General features: G+C 50.0%; 15 protein-coding genes. 8 read left to right on the forward strand and 7 right to left on the reverse strand.

Annotated features, from left to right (window positions below; all coding sequences use genetic code 11):
- From QMD03_08345 to QMD03_08365, 5 genes are all read left to right on the forward strand, one after another.
- Positions 1 to 283: helix-turn-helix transcriptional regulator (locus QMD03_08345; protein ID MDI6777225.1), on the forward strand; the 283-nt coding region annotated here is incomplete at its 5' end.
- 418 nt (positions 284 to 701) lie between these two features.
- Positions 702 to 2165 (forward strand): OB-fold domain-containing protein, encoded by a 1464-nt coding sequence (locus tag QMD03_08350; protein ID MDI6777226.1) that lies wholly within the window; start codon positions 702 to 704, stop codon positions 2163 to 2165.
- Positions 2166 to 2340: 175 nt separating this feature from the next.
- Entirely contained in the window at positions 2341 to 3525 is a 1185-nt protein-coding gene (locus QMD03_08355) for an acetyl-CoA acetyltransferase (GenBank protein MDI6777227.1), read from the forward strand.
- A gap of 25 nt (positions 3526 to 3550) precedes the next feature.
- Complete coding sequence (locus QMD03_08360) at positions 3551 to 4765, forward strand: CoA transferase (protein MDI6777228.1); 1215 nt, start codon at positions 3551 to 3553, stop codon at positions 4763 to 4765.
- Positions 4766 to 4838: 73 nt separating this feature from the next.
- A complete protein-coding gene (locus QMD03_08365; GenBank protein MDI6777229.1) occupies positions 4839 to 5609 on the forward strand; it encodes an enoyl-CoA hydratase in 771 nt (256 codons plus the stop codon).
- Here QMD03_08365 and QMD03_08370 read toward each other — a convergent pair.
- From QMD03_08370 to QMD03_08400, 7 genes are all read right to left on the reverse strand, one after another.
- Entirely contained in the window at positions 5602 to 6384 is a 783-nt protein-coding gene (locus QMD03_08370) for an NAD-dependent deacylase (protein ID MDI6777230.1), read from the reverse strand. The two genes, QMD03_08365 and QMD03_08370, sit on opposite strands and share 8 nt — an antisense overlap.
- A gap of 66 nt (positions 6385 to 6450) precedes the next feature.
- The gene (locus tag QMD03_08375; GenBank protein MDI6777231.1) at positions 6451 to 7248 is read right to left on the reverse strand and encodes a prephenate dehydrogenase/arogenate dehydrogenase family protein; all 798 of its coding nucleotides are present in this window, start codon (positions 7246 to 7248) and stop codon (positions 6451 to 6453) included.
- Entirely contained in the window at positions 7245 to 8321 is a 1077-nt protein-coding gene (aroC, locus tag QMD03_08380) for a chorismate synthase (protein ID MDI6777232.1), read from the reverse strand. Before aroC ends, QMD03_08375 begins: the two co-directional genes overlap by 4 nt.
- A 41-nt stretch (positions 8322 to 8362) precedes the next feature.
- Entirely contained in the window at positions 8363 to 8884 is a 522-nt protein-coding gene (locus tag QMD03_08385) for a shikimate kinase (protein ID MDI6777233.1), read from the reverse strand.
- Positions 8885 to 9151: 267 nt separating this feature from the next.
- On the reverse strand, positions 9152 to 10939 hold the full coding sequence (gene aspS / locus QMD03_08390; protein MDI6777234.1) for an aspartate--tRNA ligase: 1788 nt from the start codon (positions 10937 to 10939) through the stop codon (positions 9152 to 9154).
- A 3-nt stretch (positions 10940 to 10942) separates the two neighbouring features.
- A complete protein-coding gene (gene hisS, locus QMD03_08395) occupies positions 10943 to 12208 on the reverse strand; it encodes a histidine--tRNA ligase (protein ID MDI6777235.1) in 1266 nt (421 codons plus the stop codon).
- 75 nt (positions 12209 to 12283) lie between these two features.
- The gene (locus QMD03_08400) at positions 12284 to 13303 is read right to left on the reverse strand and encodes a helix-turn-helix transcriptional regulator (protein MDI6777236.1); all 1020 of its coding nucleotides are present in this window, start codon (positions 13301 to 13303) and stop codon (positions 12284 to 12286) included.
- 202 nt (positions 13304 to 13505) lie between these two features.
- Between QMD03_08400 and QMD03_08405 the strand changes: the two genes are divergently transcribed.
- From QMD03_08405 to QMD03_08415, 3 genes are read left to right on the forward strand one after another with little or no spacing between them, the layout of a single operon-like run.
- The gene (locus QMD03_08405; protein ID MDI6777237.1) at positions 13506 to 14027 is read left to right on the forward strand and encodes an NAD(P)H-dependent oxidoreductase subunit E; all 522 of its coding nucleotides are present in this window, start codon (positions 13506 to 13508) and stop codon (positions 14025 to 14027) included.
- Positions 13981 to 15846 carry an NADH-ubiquinone oxidoreductase-F iron-sulfur binding region domain-containing protein gene (locus QMD03_08410; GenBank protein MDI6777238.1) on the forward strand — a complete coding sequence of 622 codons (1866 nt, stop codon included), beginning with the start codon at positions 13981 to 13983 and terminating at the stop codon, positions 15844 to 15846. The genes QMD03_08405 and QMD03_08410 overlap by 47 nt, the downstream gene beginning before the upstream one ends.
- 14 nt (positions 15847 to 15860) lie before the next feature.
- A complete protein-coding gene (locus tag QMD03_08415; protein ID MDI6777239.1) occupies positions 15861 to 16556 on the forward strand; it encodes a 2Fe-2S iron-sulfur cluster-binding protein in 696 nt (231 codons plus the stop codon).
- The last annotated feature ends 226 nt before the right edge of the window (positions 16557 to 16782 follow it).

Below are 16782 nucleotides of genomic sequence, written 5' to 3' on the forward strand. Positions count from 1 at the left end.
CCTGGCCGAGATACTGGGTGTTACATATCAACAGGTACAGCGGTATGAAAACGGAATAAATAGGCTCAATGTGGAAGGTATTCAGTTAATTGCAGATGCCCTTTCCCTGCCCGTATCGTATTTCTTTGAACCCGATAAACCATCAATGGTTGCAGAGGAACCATCTTCTTATCTGCCCACTGAGGAAGGTAAACTTCTGGGGTATTTCAGAAAAATCAAAGATAGTAGTTCTAAAGGTCTTGTTATTCAAGTTGCCCGCCTGGCAGCAAAGGTGAAAGAATAGTCTTACCCATAGACATTCAACCCCTTTTCTTCGAACCAGTTTTTCCCCGAAAGGAGATAGTCTTTCGTCCCTGAGACATGGGCATTGGCACCGGACTGAAATAGAAGGACACTTCCCCTATTTCAGAGAATAGGACCACGGATCGCCTAACCATGCAATCAAGCTGACTGCGTAATTTTTTGTTTGACAATGAATAGCGTGGTAGGTAAGTATTGTTGACATAAATCAAACTCTAAATTCGAATATCTAAACCCTAAACAAATCCAAAATTCGAATAACCAAAATGTTTGGAAGATTTGAATTTTAGGATTTTTCGTCTTATCTACTTTTATTGTCGTTGACTATATCAGGGAAGATACTGACTGGGGAGTCATTACGGTTATCACCCGCTATTTCAAGTTATGAGAGGAGAGAATGAATGATTGGTATAAAGTCCTACGGTGTATATATCCCCTATTACAGAATGAGCCGTGCCGAAATATTCAATGCATGGCTGACCATGCCCTCTCCCATGAAAGGGGAGAGAAGTGTGGCCAATTTTGATGAGGACAGTCTTACGATGGCTGTAGCCGCCGGTATTGACTGCCTTACCGGTTTAAAGCGAAAAAATGTTGATGCGCTTTATACCTGTTCCACCACCTTTCCCTACAGGGAAAAGCTGTCCGCGGCAACGGTAGCTGCGGCTCTTGATTTAAGAGACAGCATCAGGACGGCGGATTTCGCCAACAGTTTGCGATGTGCCACCATTGGTCTCTCCTCGGCCCTGGATGCCGTGGAAGCCGGTTCCGCCGAAACCGTTCTCGTCACTGCCTCCGATTGCAGGCTCGGCGCCCCGGGGGGTGAATTTGAGCAGTCCCTGGGGGATGGTGGTGCGGCCTTTCTCCTCGGGAAAGAAGACCTGATTGCTGAAATCGAGGGCCGATACACCATCACCGATGAATTTTGCGGTATGTGGCGCTCCCATGAGGATACCTTTATCCGCATGTGGGAGGACCGGATGGTGCATGATGAGGGTTATTCCAAGATTATGGAAAGAGCTCTCCGTGGCGCCCTGGATAAGGCAGGTCTCACCATGGACAGTTTTGCCAAGGTCGTCTATGACGCACCGGCGGATATCCGCAGGCACACCGTGCTGGCCAGGAAGCTGGGCATTGGCAAGGAACAGCTCCAGAGTCCCTTTTTCGAACAGATCGGGAATACGGGTACGGCCATGGCCGGTATGATGCTGGTGGCTGCCCTGGAAGAGGCAAAGGCCGGTGACAGGATCCTCTTCGCCAGCTACGGAAACGGGGCGGATGTATTCATTTTAAAGGTTACTGACGGCATTGCAAAGGTAAGAAACAGGGGAACTTTTGCCCGGCAATTAAACAATAAGAAGATGATCTATAATTATCCTACCTATCTCAGGTGGAGAAATATCGTGGCCATGGAAAAGGCAAAACGTCCCGATCTTCAACCTACCTCTATTTCCAACCTCCGGCGGAACGCAAAGATTCTCCTTTCCCTCTATGGTGTAAAATGTAAAAAGTGCGGGACACCGCAGTACACCCAGGCGGGCCTGCTTTCATCTTACGTCATGCCTCAAAGAATCTGTGTGGAATGCGGCGCCAAAGACCAGTTTGACGATTATCCTTTCTATGATAAGAGGGGAACAATTTACTCTTATACTAAAGACAACCTGGCTGCCAGTCTCGACCCTCCGCTGACCGTCGCCATCGTTGATTTCGAAGGGGGAGGCCGGGCTGCCTTTGAGATGACCGACAGGGACCCCCAGGAGGTGAAGGTAGGCATGCCGGTCGCGTTAACCTTCAGGAAACTTTTCTATGAACGGGGGATTCACAACTATTACTGGAAGGCCATCCCCATAAGTCGTAAGTCGTAAGTCATAAGTCATATGTCGTATGTCGTAAGTCGTAAGTCATAAGTCGTAAGTCGTAAGTCGTATGTCATATGTCGTATGTCGTATGTCGTAAGTCATAAGTCGTAAGTCGTAAGTCGTATGTCGTATGAAACTGGAAGGCCAGACCTGTAGGGAGTTAAAAAAGAGGAGATGAGAAATGTCAGGAAGCATAAAGGATAGGGTCGCTATTGTGGGTATGGGATGCACCAGGTTCGGGGAACTGTGGGATAAAAGCGCCTCCGACCTGGTGGTAGATGCGGCGTACGAGGCCTTTGAAGACGCAGGGGTAGAACCCAAAGACATTCAGGCGGCATGGGTAGGGGCATCTTACGATATTTCGGCAAAAACAGGAATGGGATTAACCGCCCCGTTGAGATTGCAGGGAATACCGGTGACACGGATAGAAAATGCCTGTGCAACAGGGACGGATACCTTCCGCAATGCCTGTTATGCTGTAGCAGCGGGAATCTACGATATTGTTTTAGCCCTGGGGGTGGAGAAGATCAAGGATATGGGCTTCAGTGGACTGGGGGTAGGCTATTACCCGGGTGTCTCCAACACCCAGCCCATGCTGACGGCGCCGGGGGCATTTGCCATGTTGGCCACCCGCTACTTTGAGAAATACGGCTTGACTTACGAAGAGGGGAAAAGGGCGCTGGGAGCGATTTCGGTGAAAAGCCATGCCAATGGTTCTCTGAATCCGCAGGCGCATTTTCAAAACAAAGTCACCCTGGAGCAGGTGGTAAATGCCCCTATCATTGCTGAGCCGTTGGGACTTTTTGACTGCTGCGGGGTCAGCGACGGGGCGGCGGCGGCAATAATCACCCGTGCCGAGCTGGCGAAAAATTTCAGACCCGATCCCGTTTATGTCAAGGCACTACAGATCTCTGTCAGCGCAGATTATGGACGTGTCAGTACCAGCTACGATTTCACGGAAATAAAGGAAACTTACATCGCCGGGCAGAGGGCCTACGAAGAGGCGGGGATCAAGAATCCGAGAGAGGAAATCAGTATGGCGGAGGTCCATGATTGTTTCTCCATCACTGAACTGGTCACCATGGAAGACCTCCAGTTTTCTCCCCGCGGGAGGGCCAGGGAAGACATCGAATCGGGGTTCTTTAACCTCGATGGCGGTCTCCCCGTGCAGCCGGACGGCGGGCTGAAATGTTTCGGCCATCCTGTAGGCGCCTCCGGCTTAAGGATGCTTTACGAAATGTACCTGCAACTGCAGGGTCGGGCAGAAAAGAGACAGATCAAAAACCCCCGTCTTGGCCTGACCCACAATCTGGGTGGACAACCGGGGGGGTGCACGATAAGTGTCTGTATCGTGGGATTAAAATAGGACAAACCACCTTAAGGAGGGAGAGATGGCGATAAGAGGACCATTGAATGGAGTCAGGGTTTTGGATCTATCGCAGGCCCATGCGGGCCCTTTCGGGACCCAGATTCTGGGAGACATGGGAGCTGAGGTGATTAAGATCGAGGCGCCAGGGAGGGGTGACGTGACCAGGATTGTTCCACCCAAACTTAAAGGCGAAGGCTACTATGTTCTCGCTCTGAACCGAAACAAGAAGAGCTTGACACTGGATCTGGGAACACCATCAGGTAAGGAAGCTTTTTATGACTTAGTTAAGGTATCGGATGTGGTATTCGACAACTTCAGGGCGGGAGCAGTGGAAAGGCTGGGTATTGATTATGAGAACTTAAAAAAAATCAACCCTAAAATTATCTGCTGTTCTATCACAGGGTTTGGTCCCACCGGTCCGTATCGGGATCGGCTTTCTGTAGACGACATTGCCCAGGGATTTGCCGGCTCGATCAGCCTCTGCGGAGAACCCGGGGGAGCGCCGATGAGACCGGGGATTCCCGTTGCTGATATCTCGGCGGGTATTTTCGGCGCCATGGGGGTAATAATTGCCCTCTATGAGAGAGAACATACCGGCAAGGGACATAAAGTAGAAATTAATCTGTTAGACGCAACGATGTTTCTCATGTCGAACCATTTTCAGAATTATTTCATCACCGGAAAACCTCCTGGACCCCAGGGTACAAAACACCCCGTCTTCTCTCTCGGGGCATATCGGACCAGGAACGGTTACCTGACGGTTGGCGCCCTGTGGCCCCGGATAGCCACTGTAATCAACAAAGAATGGCTTCTCGACGATCCGAGATTTGCTACAACAGAAAAGAGAGTTGCCAACCGGAAGGAATTTGATGACATCGTTGAGGATGCTTTCTCCCAGGCAGATACGGAAGAATGGCTGGAACGACTACAGAGAGAAGGTATAGCTGCTGCCCCGATCAATACCTTAGACAGGACAGTAATTGACCCCCAGGTAGTTCATAACAAGACAGTTATTACCATGAACCATCCGTTATGCGGGGCCATAAGGGCAATCGCCAATCCTATCCACCTCACTGGCGGTATTGAAGGAGAGCCAGATCCTCCCCCGACCTTAGGACAGCATACCGAAGAAGTCCTTAAGGGTCTCCTTGGCTATTCTGAGGAAAAGATAAGAATAATCCAGAAGGAAGGCGAGGCACACGCCGGAGAGCTGGAGGAACGCATGTTTAAAATTTAGCGGTCCCATAAAAGTTAAGCTCCGCCCTTCAAGGACAGGGCTTTCCGGTTCTGTACCATCAGGGAGATGGAAAATGATAAACCAAGATATTATTATGGAAAAGGAAGATAGTATTGTAACGGTAACACTAAATCGCCCCAGGGTAAAAAACGCCCTGAGTATGGAAATGATAAAGAGGCTTAAAGAGATTATTGAGGGATTCAAGGAAGACAGTAGTGTAAGGGCAGTTATTATAACCGGGGCAGGCGATGCTTTTTGTTCAGGAGCCGATCTGGTCTGGGTTCAAGAAGACAGTTCCTTTGTAAGAACGGGATGTCTCTGTGCTCAGGAGTTAGTTACCAGCATCTTGAGTCTTGAAAAACCGGTTATCGCGGCCGTGAATGGCTATGCTACAGCGGGGGGATGTGAGCTTGCCATTGCATGTGACATCAGGATCGCATCCGAGAAAGCTAAATTCGGGGAACTCTTTATAAGAATCGGTTTGATACCGGCTATGGTAGGGATTTACCTTTTACCCAAGCTCATCGGTACGGGCAGGGCAAAGGAGCTTATCTTTACCGGTGATATTATTGATGCCTTTGAAGCCGAAAGGATAGGTCTGGTTAACAGGGTAGTACCGGAAGAAAGGTTACTGAATGAGGCAAAAGCACTGGCAAGGAGGTTAGCCGATGGACCTCTGCTGGCGATCGGGAAGGCAAAAACTGCCATCAACAGAAGCCTGGATACGGATTTAAGAGGAACTCTGGACTATACTGCCGTAGTTCAGTCGAAGCTCGCCGAAACGGAAAATCACAGGGAAGGAGTAGCTGCATTCTTAGAAAAGAGGAAGGCGAGGTTTAGTTGATACTTTTCCTTATCTCTTCCATGATTCTTGCCATGACTTCCCCTGCTGAATCGCCGATGATAATATCAGCGAGACTGTCATAGGGTGTGGGGGCATTATTGATGATTACCAGTTTAGCCCCGGCCCTCTTAGCGTACATTGGCATATAGGCCGCGGGGTAGACCACGAGGGACGACCCGATAACAATGAGAAGGTCACAATTGCTGGAGTGAGTGGTTGCATTCATCAACGTCTCTTCAGGCAGGGCCTCACCAAAGAAAACCGCATCGGGCTTCAAAATACCCTGACAACATTCACACACAGAAACATCAATTTTTGAAATTATTTTCTGTTTAATTTCTTTAATGGGATAGCGTTTGCCGCAACCGAGACACTTCGCCCACCTCATATTGCCATGTAACTCATATACCTTTTGGGGATCGTTCCCCGCCTTCTGATGGAGGTTATCCACATTCTGCGTAATGACACAACTCAACTTTCCCATCTTTTCCAACTCAGCGATGGCATAGTGCGCTTTATTCGGCTCGGCATCGGCGAACAGACCACCTTCAAGGAGGAGGCTCCACAGCCTTCTCCGTATCTCCGCAGACCGTAAGAAACTCCCGATGGTAAAATCATCGGGGTCCACTTTAGTCCATAACCCGTCAGGGCCACGAAAATCAGGAATACCGGATTCCGTGCTAACACCGGCTCCCGTGAACACCACCACCTTCCTGGCGCTCACAATCATATCCGCTACCGCTCTGATTTTTCTATCCAAAAGCCCATTGCCCATGTTCTACCCCTTGATAAATTCGACTTATGACTTATGACTTACGACGTATGACGTATGACTTACGACTTACGACTTACGACTTAGGTCAGGTGGCCATAGTAACTCAGCATATTTTTCCATCATCTCCGCCAACCCCCTGGCCTCCCTTTGCTGGATCAGACTTCTCAATTCAGACAGTGTTTTTTCATACAAATCGAGGATCCTGCCGATGTCTGGATTCTCGGTGACAATCTCGGCATACAGCCCCGGATTATGAACAAAGACCTTTTCCACGATCCCGACCTTCGTTTGAAAGGCAGGGGTGGCAAACTGGTTCAGCTCCGACAGGCTTACTCCCGCTTTGCCAAGTACTGCACCCATGGTGATCGTGTTGAGATGGTTGAACCCCTGAACAATAGCCATCATCGCATCGTGTTTGGCCGGTGTGGTCTCCACAACAAGAGCGCCATTTTTCTCGAGGATTGCCTTCAGCCAGGCAAGCCACCTTTCCGTCCTCTCCGGACAGAGGACCACACGGTGTCCCGCTATGGAATCCACGTGAGGCCCGAAGAGGGGATGACACCCGATGACCTCCGAGACGGAAAACTTAACCATCGCTCTTACCGGCTCCTCCTTCAGGGAGGTAAGGTCCATCAATAAGGATTCTTTTTTCATGCACGGTCCGACCTTTTCAATAACCTCCCCGGTGACCCCGATCGGGACACTCACGATGACCACCTGGCAAGTATCCGCCATTTTTCTGACATCCATCCCTCTGCTTCTCCCAGAGACATGGACGGTATATCCCTCTCTAACAAAGAAATCGGCAAACCACCTCCCCATCCCCCCTGTGCCGCCAATGATGCCTATCTGAATGTTATTCATCCTGTAATGGCTTTCTGCCTCAATAAATGATCTGTCAGGACAATGCCGACCATGGCTTCACAGACAGGAATGATCCTCGGTATCACCGAGACATCGTGTCTTCCCTTGACCGACAACTCCACCGGCTTCCCGTGTATATCAATGGTCTGCTGAACCTTTTCGATGGAAGATATCGGCTTACAGGCCACCCGGATGACGATCTCATCACCGTTGGTGATCCCCGCCAGTATCCCGCCGGCATTATTGGAAAGGAATCCCTCCGGCGTCATGGGATCATTAGCCTGCGAACCGGTCATGCCGGCAACGGCAAAACCGGCCCCTATTTCCACACCCTTCACCGTACCGATACTCATCAGTGCCCCGGCAAGATCGGCATCTATCTTGTCAAAGACAGGTTCTCCCAGGCCCGAGGGGCACCCTCTGACGATGATCTCCACGATACCACCCAGAGAATCTCCGTTGAGCCTGGCTTCCTCTAATCTTGCCTCCATCTTTTTGCCGGCATCAGGATCGGGACAGGCCAGCCTGTTCTTGTCTACATCCTCCCGGGAAATAATCCCTGCGGCAGAGAAGGAATTGGAGACCGCAATACCACCCAGCGCCTTCGTGTAGGCCAGGACCTCAATTCCTTCCCTTAAGAGCACCTTTCTGGCAACTGCCCCGGCCGCCACACGGGCCGCCGTTTCCCGACCAGAGGCGCGACCACCTCCCCTGTAGTCACGGATGCCGTATTTCTTAAAATAGGTAAAATCACCCTGGCCGGGTCTGAAGATATCCTTGAGACTTTCATAGGCCCCACTATCAGCATCCCTGTTGTAAATAATCAGAGAGATGGGGGTCCCTGTAGTCCTCCCCTCAAAGGTACCGGAGAGGATCTCGACAAGGTCTCCCTCTCGCCTGGCCGAGGCGGACATAATTCGTCCCGGCCTTCTCCTATCCAGATCCTTTTGTATGTCCCCCTCCGAAAGCTCAATGCCTGGGGGACACCCCTCCACCACAGCGCCGATAGCCTTCCCGTGTGATTCTCCCCAGGTGGCTACCTTAAAGAGGACTCCTATGATACTTCCCGACACTTCAACCCCTCCATTTTATCTACTGCCCCCTACCCTTCCCTCTACCTGCACCTTTCAAGAAACCGACAGATCTGCTCAACGATTTCGTCAATACCTTCACCCGCGGTATCAACCGAAAAATCCGCTAAACGGCGATACACCGGTATCCGCTCTTCGAGTACATTTATCGTCTCCTGAATGAAATCATCACGGGAAAGAGGTGGTCTCCGTTTTGTGCTGTCCGCATCCGCCTGCATCCTTTCGATAATTGTATCTACATCAGCGGCAAGCCAGACCAACACACCATTTTTTTTCAGAATATTCACGTTTTCCTGATCCATAACCGCCCCGCCACCGGTGGCAATGACGCTTTCCTCCGTGGTCGCCAGACTTTTGATAATTTCCCTCTCCTTTTCACGGAAAAACTCCCACCCATTTTCGCTAACCATTGTCTGAATTGTCTTTCCGGTGAGTTTCTCGATGAGCGTATCAGTGTCGTAAAAGGGAAGATGTAATACCTGAGAGAGTCTTTCCCCCACAGAGGATTTTCCGGTACAGCGGTACCCAATCAGAACAACGTTCATCTTTATGGTTATTTCTTGTTAGTTTAGCACATTGCTTTCATTTATACATACATCCATAAAAAATGCGAAAGTTAAGGTAAGCGTTCAGCTATCAGCCCTCAGTTTTCAGCTAAAACAGAAAAATACAAGGGGAAGTCCACAACTCCTAAGACAAGCTTTCTCATACAAATCGGCTGCCTGAAGTATCCCAGTATCTTAAAATCCAAGCCCGGCCCATGTTGCAGGACCGACCTTACCATCGGCCTTTAATCCATGAATCCTTGTCTCTTACTGAACGATCTTTAAGGAGAGTTCCATCAGTTGTTCTATGCTGACCTCCGACGGCGCCTCGGTAAGGAGACACGCCATCTTCTGGGTTTTGGGAAAGGCGATGACATCCCTTATGGATTCTGCACCGGTCATCATCATAATCAATCTGTCAAAGCCGAGTGCTATGCCACCATGGGGGGGCGCCCCGTATTCGAGGGCATCGAGGAGAAAACCAAATTTTTGTCTCACATCCTCTTCGGCAAGCCCGAGGGCGTCGAAGATCATCGCCTGGACATCCGGCTCGTGGATACGAATACTCCCCCCGCCTATCTCAGTTCCGTTGAGGACAAGGTCGTAGGCTCTCGCCCTGACCCTGCCGGGATCGGTGGCGAGAAAAGGGATATCTTCTTTGACCGGGGAGGTAAAGGGATGATGCGTTGATACGTATCGTTTTTCCGTCTCACTGTATGCAAAAAGGGGGAATTCGGTCACCCAGGTAAAGGCAAATTGTTCCTGGTTAATCATGTTGAGTTTCCTGGCGAGATGAAGCCTCAGATTTCCGAGGGCATCATGGACAATCCCCTCGGAGTCGGCCACAAAAACGATCAGGTCTCCCTCTTTCGCCTCTGTTCTCTCGTTGATATTTTGTACCTCGAGGGGTTTGAGAAACTTAAATATGGGGGATGTCCACCCATCCGGGCCGGTTCGTAGCCTTGCCCAGGCAAGTCCCTTTGCCCCATATTCTGCCACATAATCCTTAAGGTCATCCAGATCTTTTCGGGATAGTTGCCTGTTGTCTTCTATTTTTATCGCCTTGACGATGCCGCCCCTTGCGATAACCTCCTGAAACAGCTTAAAATCAGTGGTTTTCAGGATATCGGTAATATCCCTCAATTCGAGGCCGAAACGGCAATCGGGATTATCCTTCCCGTACCGGTTAATGACATCACCATGGGAAATCCTCGGGAATGGCAGTTCCAATTCCCGGTGGAGACACGTCTTGAATAGATATGATAACAACCCTTCCGTGAGCTGGATAATGTCGTTTTCGTCAACAAAGGACATCTCCATGTCAATCTGGGTAAATTCCGGCTGGCGGTCTGCCCGGAGGTCCTCATCCCGGAAACACCTGACGATTTGGTAGTACCGGTCAAAACCAGAGGCCATCAGTAGTTGTTTAAAGAGTTGAGGCGACTGGGGAAGGGCATAAAACGCCCCTTTGTTGATCCGGCTCGGGACGAGATAGTCCCGGGCGCCCTCCGGTGTGCTCTTTGTCAAGAAAGGCGTTTCAATTTCCACAAAGCCGTTATTTTCAAAAAACCGGCGGGCTGCAGCCGCAACCTTACTCCTGAAAAACAGGTTTTTCTGGATCTCCGGCCGTCTCAGATCAAGGTACCGATACTTCAGACGGATATTTTCCGAAATGTCGGCGGAGGCGGCATCGAGAACAAAGGGAGGCGTCTTCGCTTCATTCATGATTTCCAGTTCGTGGGCCATAACCTCGATCTCGCCACTTTCCATGGCCGGGTTTTCCATTCCCTCCGGTCTCCGCTGGACCCTGCCGACAACAGCGAGAACAAATTCACTTCTGATCCTATGGGCCTCTCTGTGGGCATCGGGGCTGATGTGAGGATTGAAAACGACCTGAACTATCCCTTCCCGATCCCTTAAGTCAATAAAAATGACTCCCCCGTGATCTCTCCTCCGGTGTACCCATCCCATGAGGATTACCTCTTTTCCCGTGTCGGATATGTTGATTTTACCACAGTAATGTGTCCTTTTTTTACCAGTGATGAACTCAGACAAAGTTTACCTCTCTTTAAAAGTTTTAATGATAGCCTCTTCGAGGGTATCAAGGCCAAGAGTCTCCTGGGTTCCCCTTACCATGTCCCTTAATTCGGCCACTCCTTCGGCAAGCTCCCTATCACCCAGGATCAGCGTATAACGGCTCCCTAACCTGTCGGCCCGCTTCATCTGGCTTTTGAGACTCTTTCCCGTATAATCCATTTCTGTTTGCACCCCCATCATCCGCAGGCGGTTACATAAGGCAAAGGCCATTTCCTGCGCTTGCCCGCCCAAGGCGGCGATAAAGAGGTGGGGGACAATAACGAAATCCTCGTCTTTCACAGGCAACATGGAGATCAGGCGTTCCAATCCGATCGCAAATCCGATACCGGCAATATCCGGCCCGCCGAGATCTTTCACAAGCCTGTCGTATCGTCCTCCGCCGGCGATGGCATTCTGGGCGCCCAGGAATCCGGTGGTTACCTCAAAGGCTGTTTTGGTGTAGTAATCGAGACCCCTGACCATCCTCGTATTGAGATCAAAGGATAGCCCGAATGTCTTTAAAGATTCCCTGACCAGTTTAAAGTGATCTTCGCAACCGGGACATACGAAATCTAGCAGACAGGGGGCCTGGGCGATGATCTCACCGCACTGCTCCACTTTACAGTCAAAGACCCGGAGGGGGTTCGTATTAAGCCGCCGCCGACAGTCTCCACAGAGGCCCTCTTCTTTGCCCTGCAAGAACCCGATAAGCGATTCTTTGAAAGGGGAACGGCATTCAGTGCATCCGAGAGAATTTATCTCCAGACTCAAATCGGGCAGCCCCGCGCTTTTTAAGAAATGGATCAGCATGAGGATGATCTCGGCGTCTGCACGCGGGTCGTCGAGTCCGAGCAGTTCTGCGTTGATCTGGTGAAACTGTCTGTATCTACCCTTCTGTGGTCTTTCCCGCCTGAACATGGGACCGATGGTGAACAGCTTGGCCACGGGGTCGGCGGCATAGATGGAATGTTCCAGGTATGCCCTGATAACAGATGCCGTCGCCTCAGGACGGAGGGTCAGATACTCGCCTCCCCGATCGAGGAAAGTGTACATCTCCTTTTCCACAATATCTGTGGTCTCTCCAATGCCCCTTTTGAACAGCTCTGTCTTTTCAAGAATCGGAATTCTTATCTCCCTGAAACCAAATTCGGTAAATATTTTACGGGCCGTCTCCTCGATATACCGCCACTTCCCTGCTTCCTGGGGCAGAATATCCTTAAATCCCTTGACAGCGGTGATGATTTCCATGCCTATCAGTCCTTCTTCTATCCTACCCAGACATTTCTTTCCCTTAACTGCTTATCCCTCGTATTTCCCAGTGTTTTATAATTCGGCTTGAGCAACCGGGGATAAATCCCTCCCGCTCGTTCCTTCTTCCTCCCACATGTTCGATTGCAGATAGGTTGTGAGATTGACATCTCTGTTGATGATCTCGAGCTTTCGGCGAATATGCTCCCGGTGACGGTTGATCGTGGCCACCGACACGCCTTGAATCAGCGCAATTTCTTTAGTGCGCATTCCATTGCGAATCAATTTACAGATTTTAATCTCTGTTGGCGTCAGAGAATAAAATCTGCGAGACAATTGATTAATAAAGGGAGAGGTAATTTCCTCTAAATTAGTTCTCAGAATCTCCACATATTTTTTCTGACTTTTCGACAGTTCCAGGGAAAGTGCGTGCAAAATCGGCATCAGGATCTTTTCGACATTCGCCTGTATGTTCTTATTGATGTTCATCTTTTCTTCTTCAATCTTTGCCATAACCGCCCTCAGCCCCGCATTTGCTTCCTGGAGCGCCTTGCGCTCTACGGTAAGCTGCTTGTTCAGTTCCTTCAATTCCTGTTCGGCGGAAATCCGCATGGCGGTTTTAGCGATCTGTTCGGCAATTGCATCCAGCAGCAGGCGCTCTTCCTTCAAAAAAGGCCCTTCATCTTCCGGCGGCCTCTCTTCAAGATAGAACACTTCAACTTCACCCATAGGCTCGTTGTACATTAGAATCCGAGAAGATTGACGCCACTTCGAAGAATTGAATCCACGACTTTTATAAGTCTTTCCATCGAACATAATTCGCGCACATGTGATCTCGGGATACTGCCAGGAGGGAGGCAGGATGTTAACAAGATTCCGCAGGAAATCCTCGATGGAATCGGAATAACGTTCGGCGAGGATTGCCATCCCGTACATACAATTCAGTTCTTTAATACGTTCCAGTAGAGCGACTTGTATCTTAGCAGGATCGATTTCGCTCTTCTGAGGAATCGGCAAAAGGAACTTCAGTTCTTTTTCAGGATATAGCGACGCCAAAAGATCGTTATGGTCTGAAGAAGATTTCGCTCCGGCCACCGCTTACTCCCTATATTTCATAGGCATTAGATAGGTATAAATATCAGTTTTTATGCCTATATTGTATAGGCATAAAGTAAGCATTCTTATTGTATTTACACCTGCAATATATCCGATGAAAATTATCATGTCAATAGATGATTTAAGACCGGTTTTTTTAGTTCGATTAAAGAAAAATCTGTTCTTATGATGGGAGGCTTTTATGTCTGTGTTAACACTTGAATCCATATTAAAAGGTCGCCGGAGCCAGCCGCATCAGCTCATTGAAGTGCTGCATGACGTGCAAGAGCGCTACAGGTATATTCCCGAGGAGGACATGAGGATTGTTTCCAGGGAACTGGGGGTTCCTTTAATAGAGGTGTATAGGGTAGCAAACTTTTACAAGGCTTTCTCACTTAAGCCGCTTGGTAGAAACGTGATCACGATCTGCACGGGCACTGCTTGCCACGTACGAGGGTCCAATCTTTTGTCCAACCAGGTTCTCGGTCAACTCGGCATCTCACCGGGGGACACCACTGAAGACGGCCAGTTCACTCTCGAGCAGGTGAACTGTCTCGGAGCATGTGCCCTGGGCCCCGTAGTTGTACTCAACGGAACGTATTATAAACACATGACCCCAAGCAAGCTCCGTTCACTAATAAATTCAGTTAATGAAAAAGGAATAGAGGACACCGACGATGCCAAAAGTAAAACCAAGGGTAAAAAGCGTCAAAGATCTTGCTGAATTGCGCAAACGACTTCGCTCAAGCGCTAAAAACTTTAAATCCAAGCTTACCATCTGCGGGGGTACAGGATGTCATGCCTCCCGTTCTCAGGACGTAATTGACGCAGTTAAAAAAGAACTTAAGAAACGGAAACTGGAAAAGAGCGTACGGGTACGCGTTACAGGGTGTCACGGCTTCTGCGAGCAGGGGCCATTAATGATTCTCGAACCGGGCAATATTTTTTACTGCGGTCTGAAGCCGGAAGATGCCGGTGAGATCATTGCCGAAACCATACTCAAGGGTGAGGTAATTGAACGTTTGCTATACACTGATCCCGTTACATCAAATAAAGTACAAACTGAAGCGGAAATTCCTTTCTACCGTGCCCAGGACCGTCAGTTGCTTGCGCAGAACAGGCATGTGGATCCGTGTTCTATTGAAGACTACATTGCTATCGGCGGGTACTCAGCGCTGGCCAAAACCCTTGCTGAATTTTCACCTGAAAAAGTCATCGAGGAGGTCAAGATTTCCGGTTTAAGGGGTCGCGGCGGAGGCGGATTCCCGACAGCCCGAAAGTGGGCCGAGTGCCGATCCGCACCCGGTGAGGAGAAGTACGTCATCTGCAATGCGGATGAAGGGGATCCCGGCGCCTACATGGACAGGAGTATTCTCGAAGGCAATCCGCACCTGGTTATTGAGGGCATGATGATAGGGGCCTGGGCCATAGGCGCCCGGCAAGGATACGTTTACGTTCGCAATGAATACCCTCTTGCGGTAAAACATGCGCGGATTGCAATACAGCAGGCCAGAGAATACGGCCTTTTAGGCGATGACATCCTGGGGGGCGGATTTTCCTTTGATATGGAAATCTGCCGTGGAGGAGGAGCTTTCGTCTGTGGTGAATCAACGGCGCTTATGGCTTCGCTGGAGGGCAAAGTGGGGGAACCGCGCCCTAAAGATGTGCATACCGTAACGGATGGTTTGTGGCACAAGCCCACAACCCTGAATAACGTCGAAACATGGGCAAATGTCTCTCCTATTATATCGAATGGAGCGGCATGGTTTGCCGGCAAAGGAACCAGGGGGAGCAAAGGGACCAAGATTTTCGCGCTCACCGGCCGGGTAAAGAATACCGGTCTTGTCGAGGTTGCCATGGGTACTCCGCTACGCACCATAGTTTTTGATATCGGTGGAGGCGCTATTAACGGCAGGGCCGTTAAGGCCGTGCAGACCGGCGGCCCCTCCGGTGGATGTCTCCCCCTGGATAGGCTTGATCTTCCCGTTGATTTCGATGCGCTTTACGATGCGGGCTCAATGGTAGGTTCAGGCGGCATTGTGGTGATGGATGAAAAAACCTGTATGGTGGATGTGGCAAAATACTTTCTGGCGTTTCTGCAGGATGAGTCGTGTGGAAAATGCGTGCCCTGCCGGCTCGGCATCGACCGCATGCTGGAGATCGTAACCGATATCACTGAGGGTCGCGGCCGGCCGGAGCAGATTGACCTTCTGAAGGAATTGGCGGACACCGTTGCCTCCGCATCCCTTTGCGGACTGGGGAAAACCGCTCCCAATCCTGTGCTCTCCACATTAAGATATTTCCCCGAGGAATACGAGGCTCATATCAATGAAAAACGCTGCCCTGCCGGTGTGTGCCGGGAACTGATCGAATATGAGATAGACGCTGAGAAATGCAATGGTTGCGGCGCCTGTCGGCGCGCATGTCCTCATGACGCTATTAAAGGCAAGAAGAAGGAAGCGCATGTCATTAATTCACGCAAGTGCCAGAAATGCGGTATCTGTTTAAGTGGGTGTAAATTTGATTCGATAATAGTCACCTGAGCGGGAGGTATGATATGAAGAAATATGTGACACTTAAAATTGACGGCGCCGGTATTCGGGCTCCAAAGGGATCAAGCGTGCTGGATGTTGCAATCGAGTACGGCATATGCATTCCTCACCTTTGCCATGTTCCAAACCTTTCGGATATTGGCGCATGCCGTCTTTGCATCGTGGAAAATATCGTCAATGGCCGGTCGAAGATCACTACGTCCTGTACGCTGGATGTGCAGGAAGGCATGGTGATTCTGAGCAACACAGAAAGGATCAAGAAGCTCCGGCGGAATATTGCCGAACTGCTTGTAGCCCAGGCGCCCAATTCACGCGCCATACAGGATGTTGCCGTGCGTTGCAGAGTGAAGGAAGTCCGTTACCCGTTTAGAAACAGCGGCTGTGTGTTATGCGGGCGTTGTGTTCGTGTGTGCGAGGAGATGTGGCAGGCCCGCGCTATCGGATTTGTCGGCCGCGGCAAGGATCGCCGTGTTGACTTTCCGTTCGGAGTCCGTCCCGATTTCTGCAAGAAATGCGGCTCATGTATTGACCTTTGCCCCATGACGATAACACCTTGCGATGGCCCCATGAAGCCGGGGGAGGAGTATCTCTGCGGGAAGTGTGAATCACAGCTTTCGATGGCGTCGGGCGCTATGGAGGACATCTGCGTATGGTGTGAATTAGGAAAAGGCTTTCAGTGTGCACGATACGGTCATCAATGAGCAATTGTTACTGTTTATGATGATTTCCATGCCTGCCAGCCCTTCTTCTATCCTACCCAGACATTTCTTTCCCTTAACTGCTTATCCTTTATCTTACTCTGGATCTGCGGCCCATGCTCTGATAATTCCAGTGACATCATACTTAATTATTCGCCCTTTAATTAAGTATGATGTCCGTACGCAGTAACAACTGTTTATCTTACGGGTTCAAGTCCCGTCCGGGGAA

The organism is Syntrophales bacterium (genome assembly GCA_030018935.1).
Lineage (GTDB): Bacteria > Desulfobacterota > Syntrophia > Syntrophales > CG2-30-49-12 > CG2-30-49-12.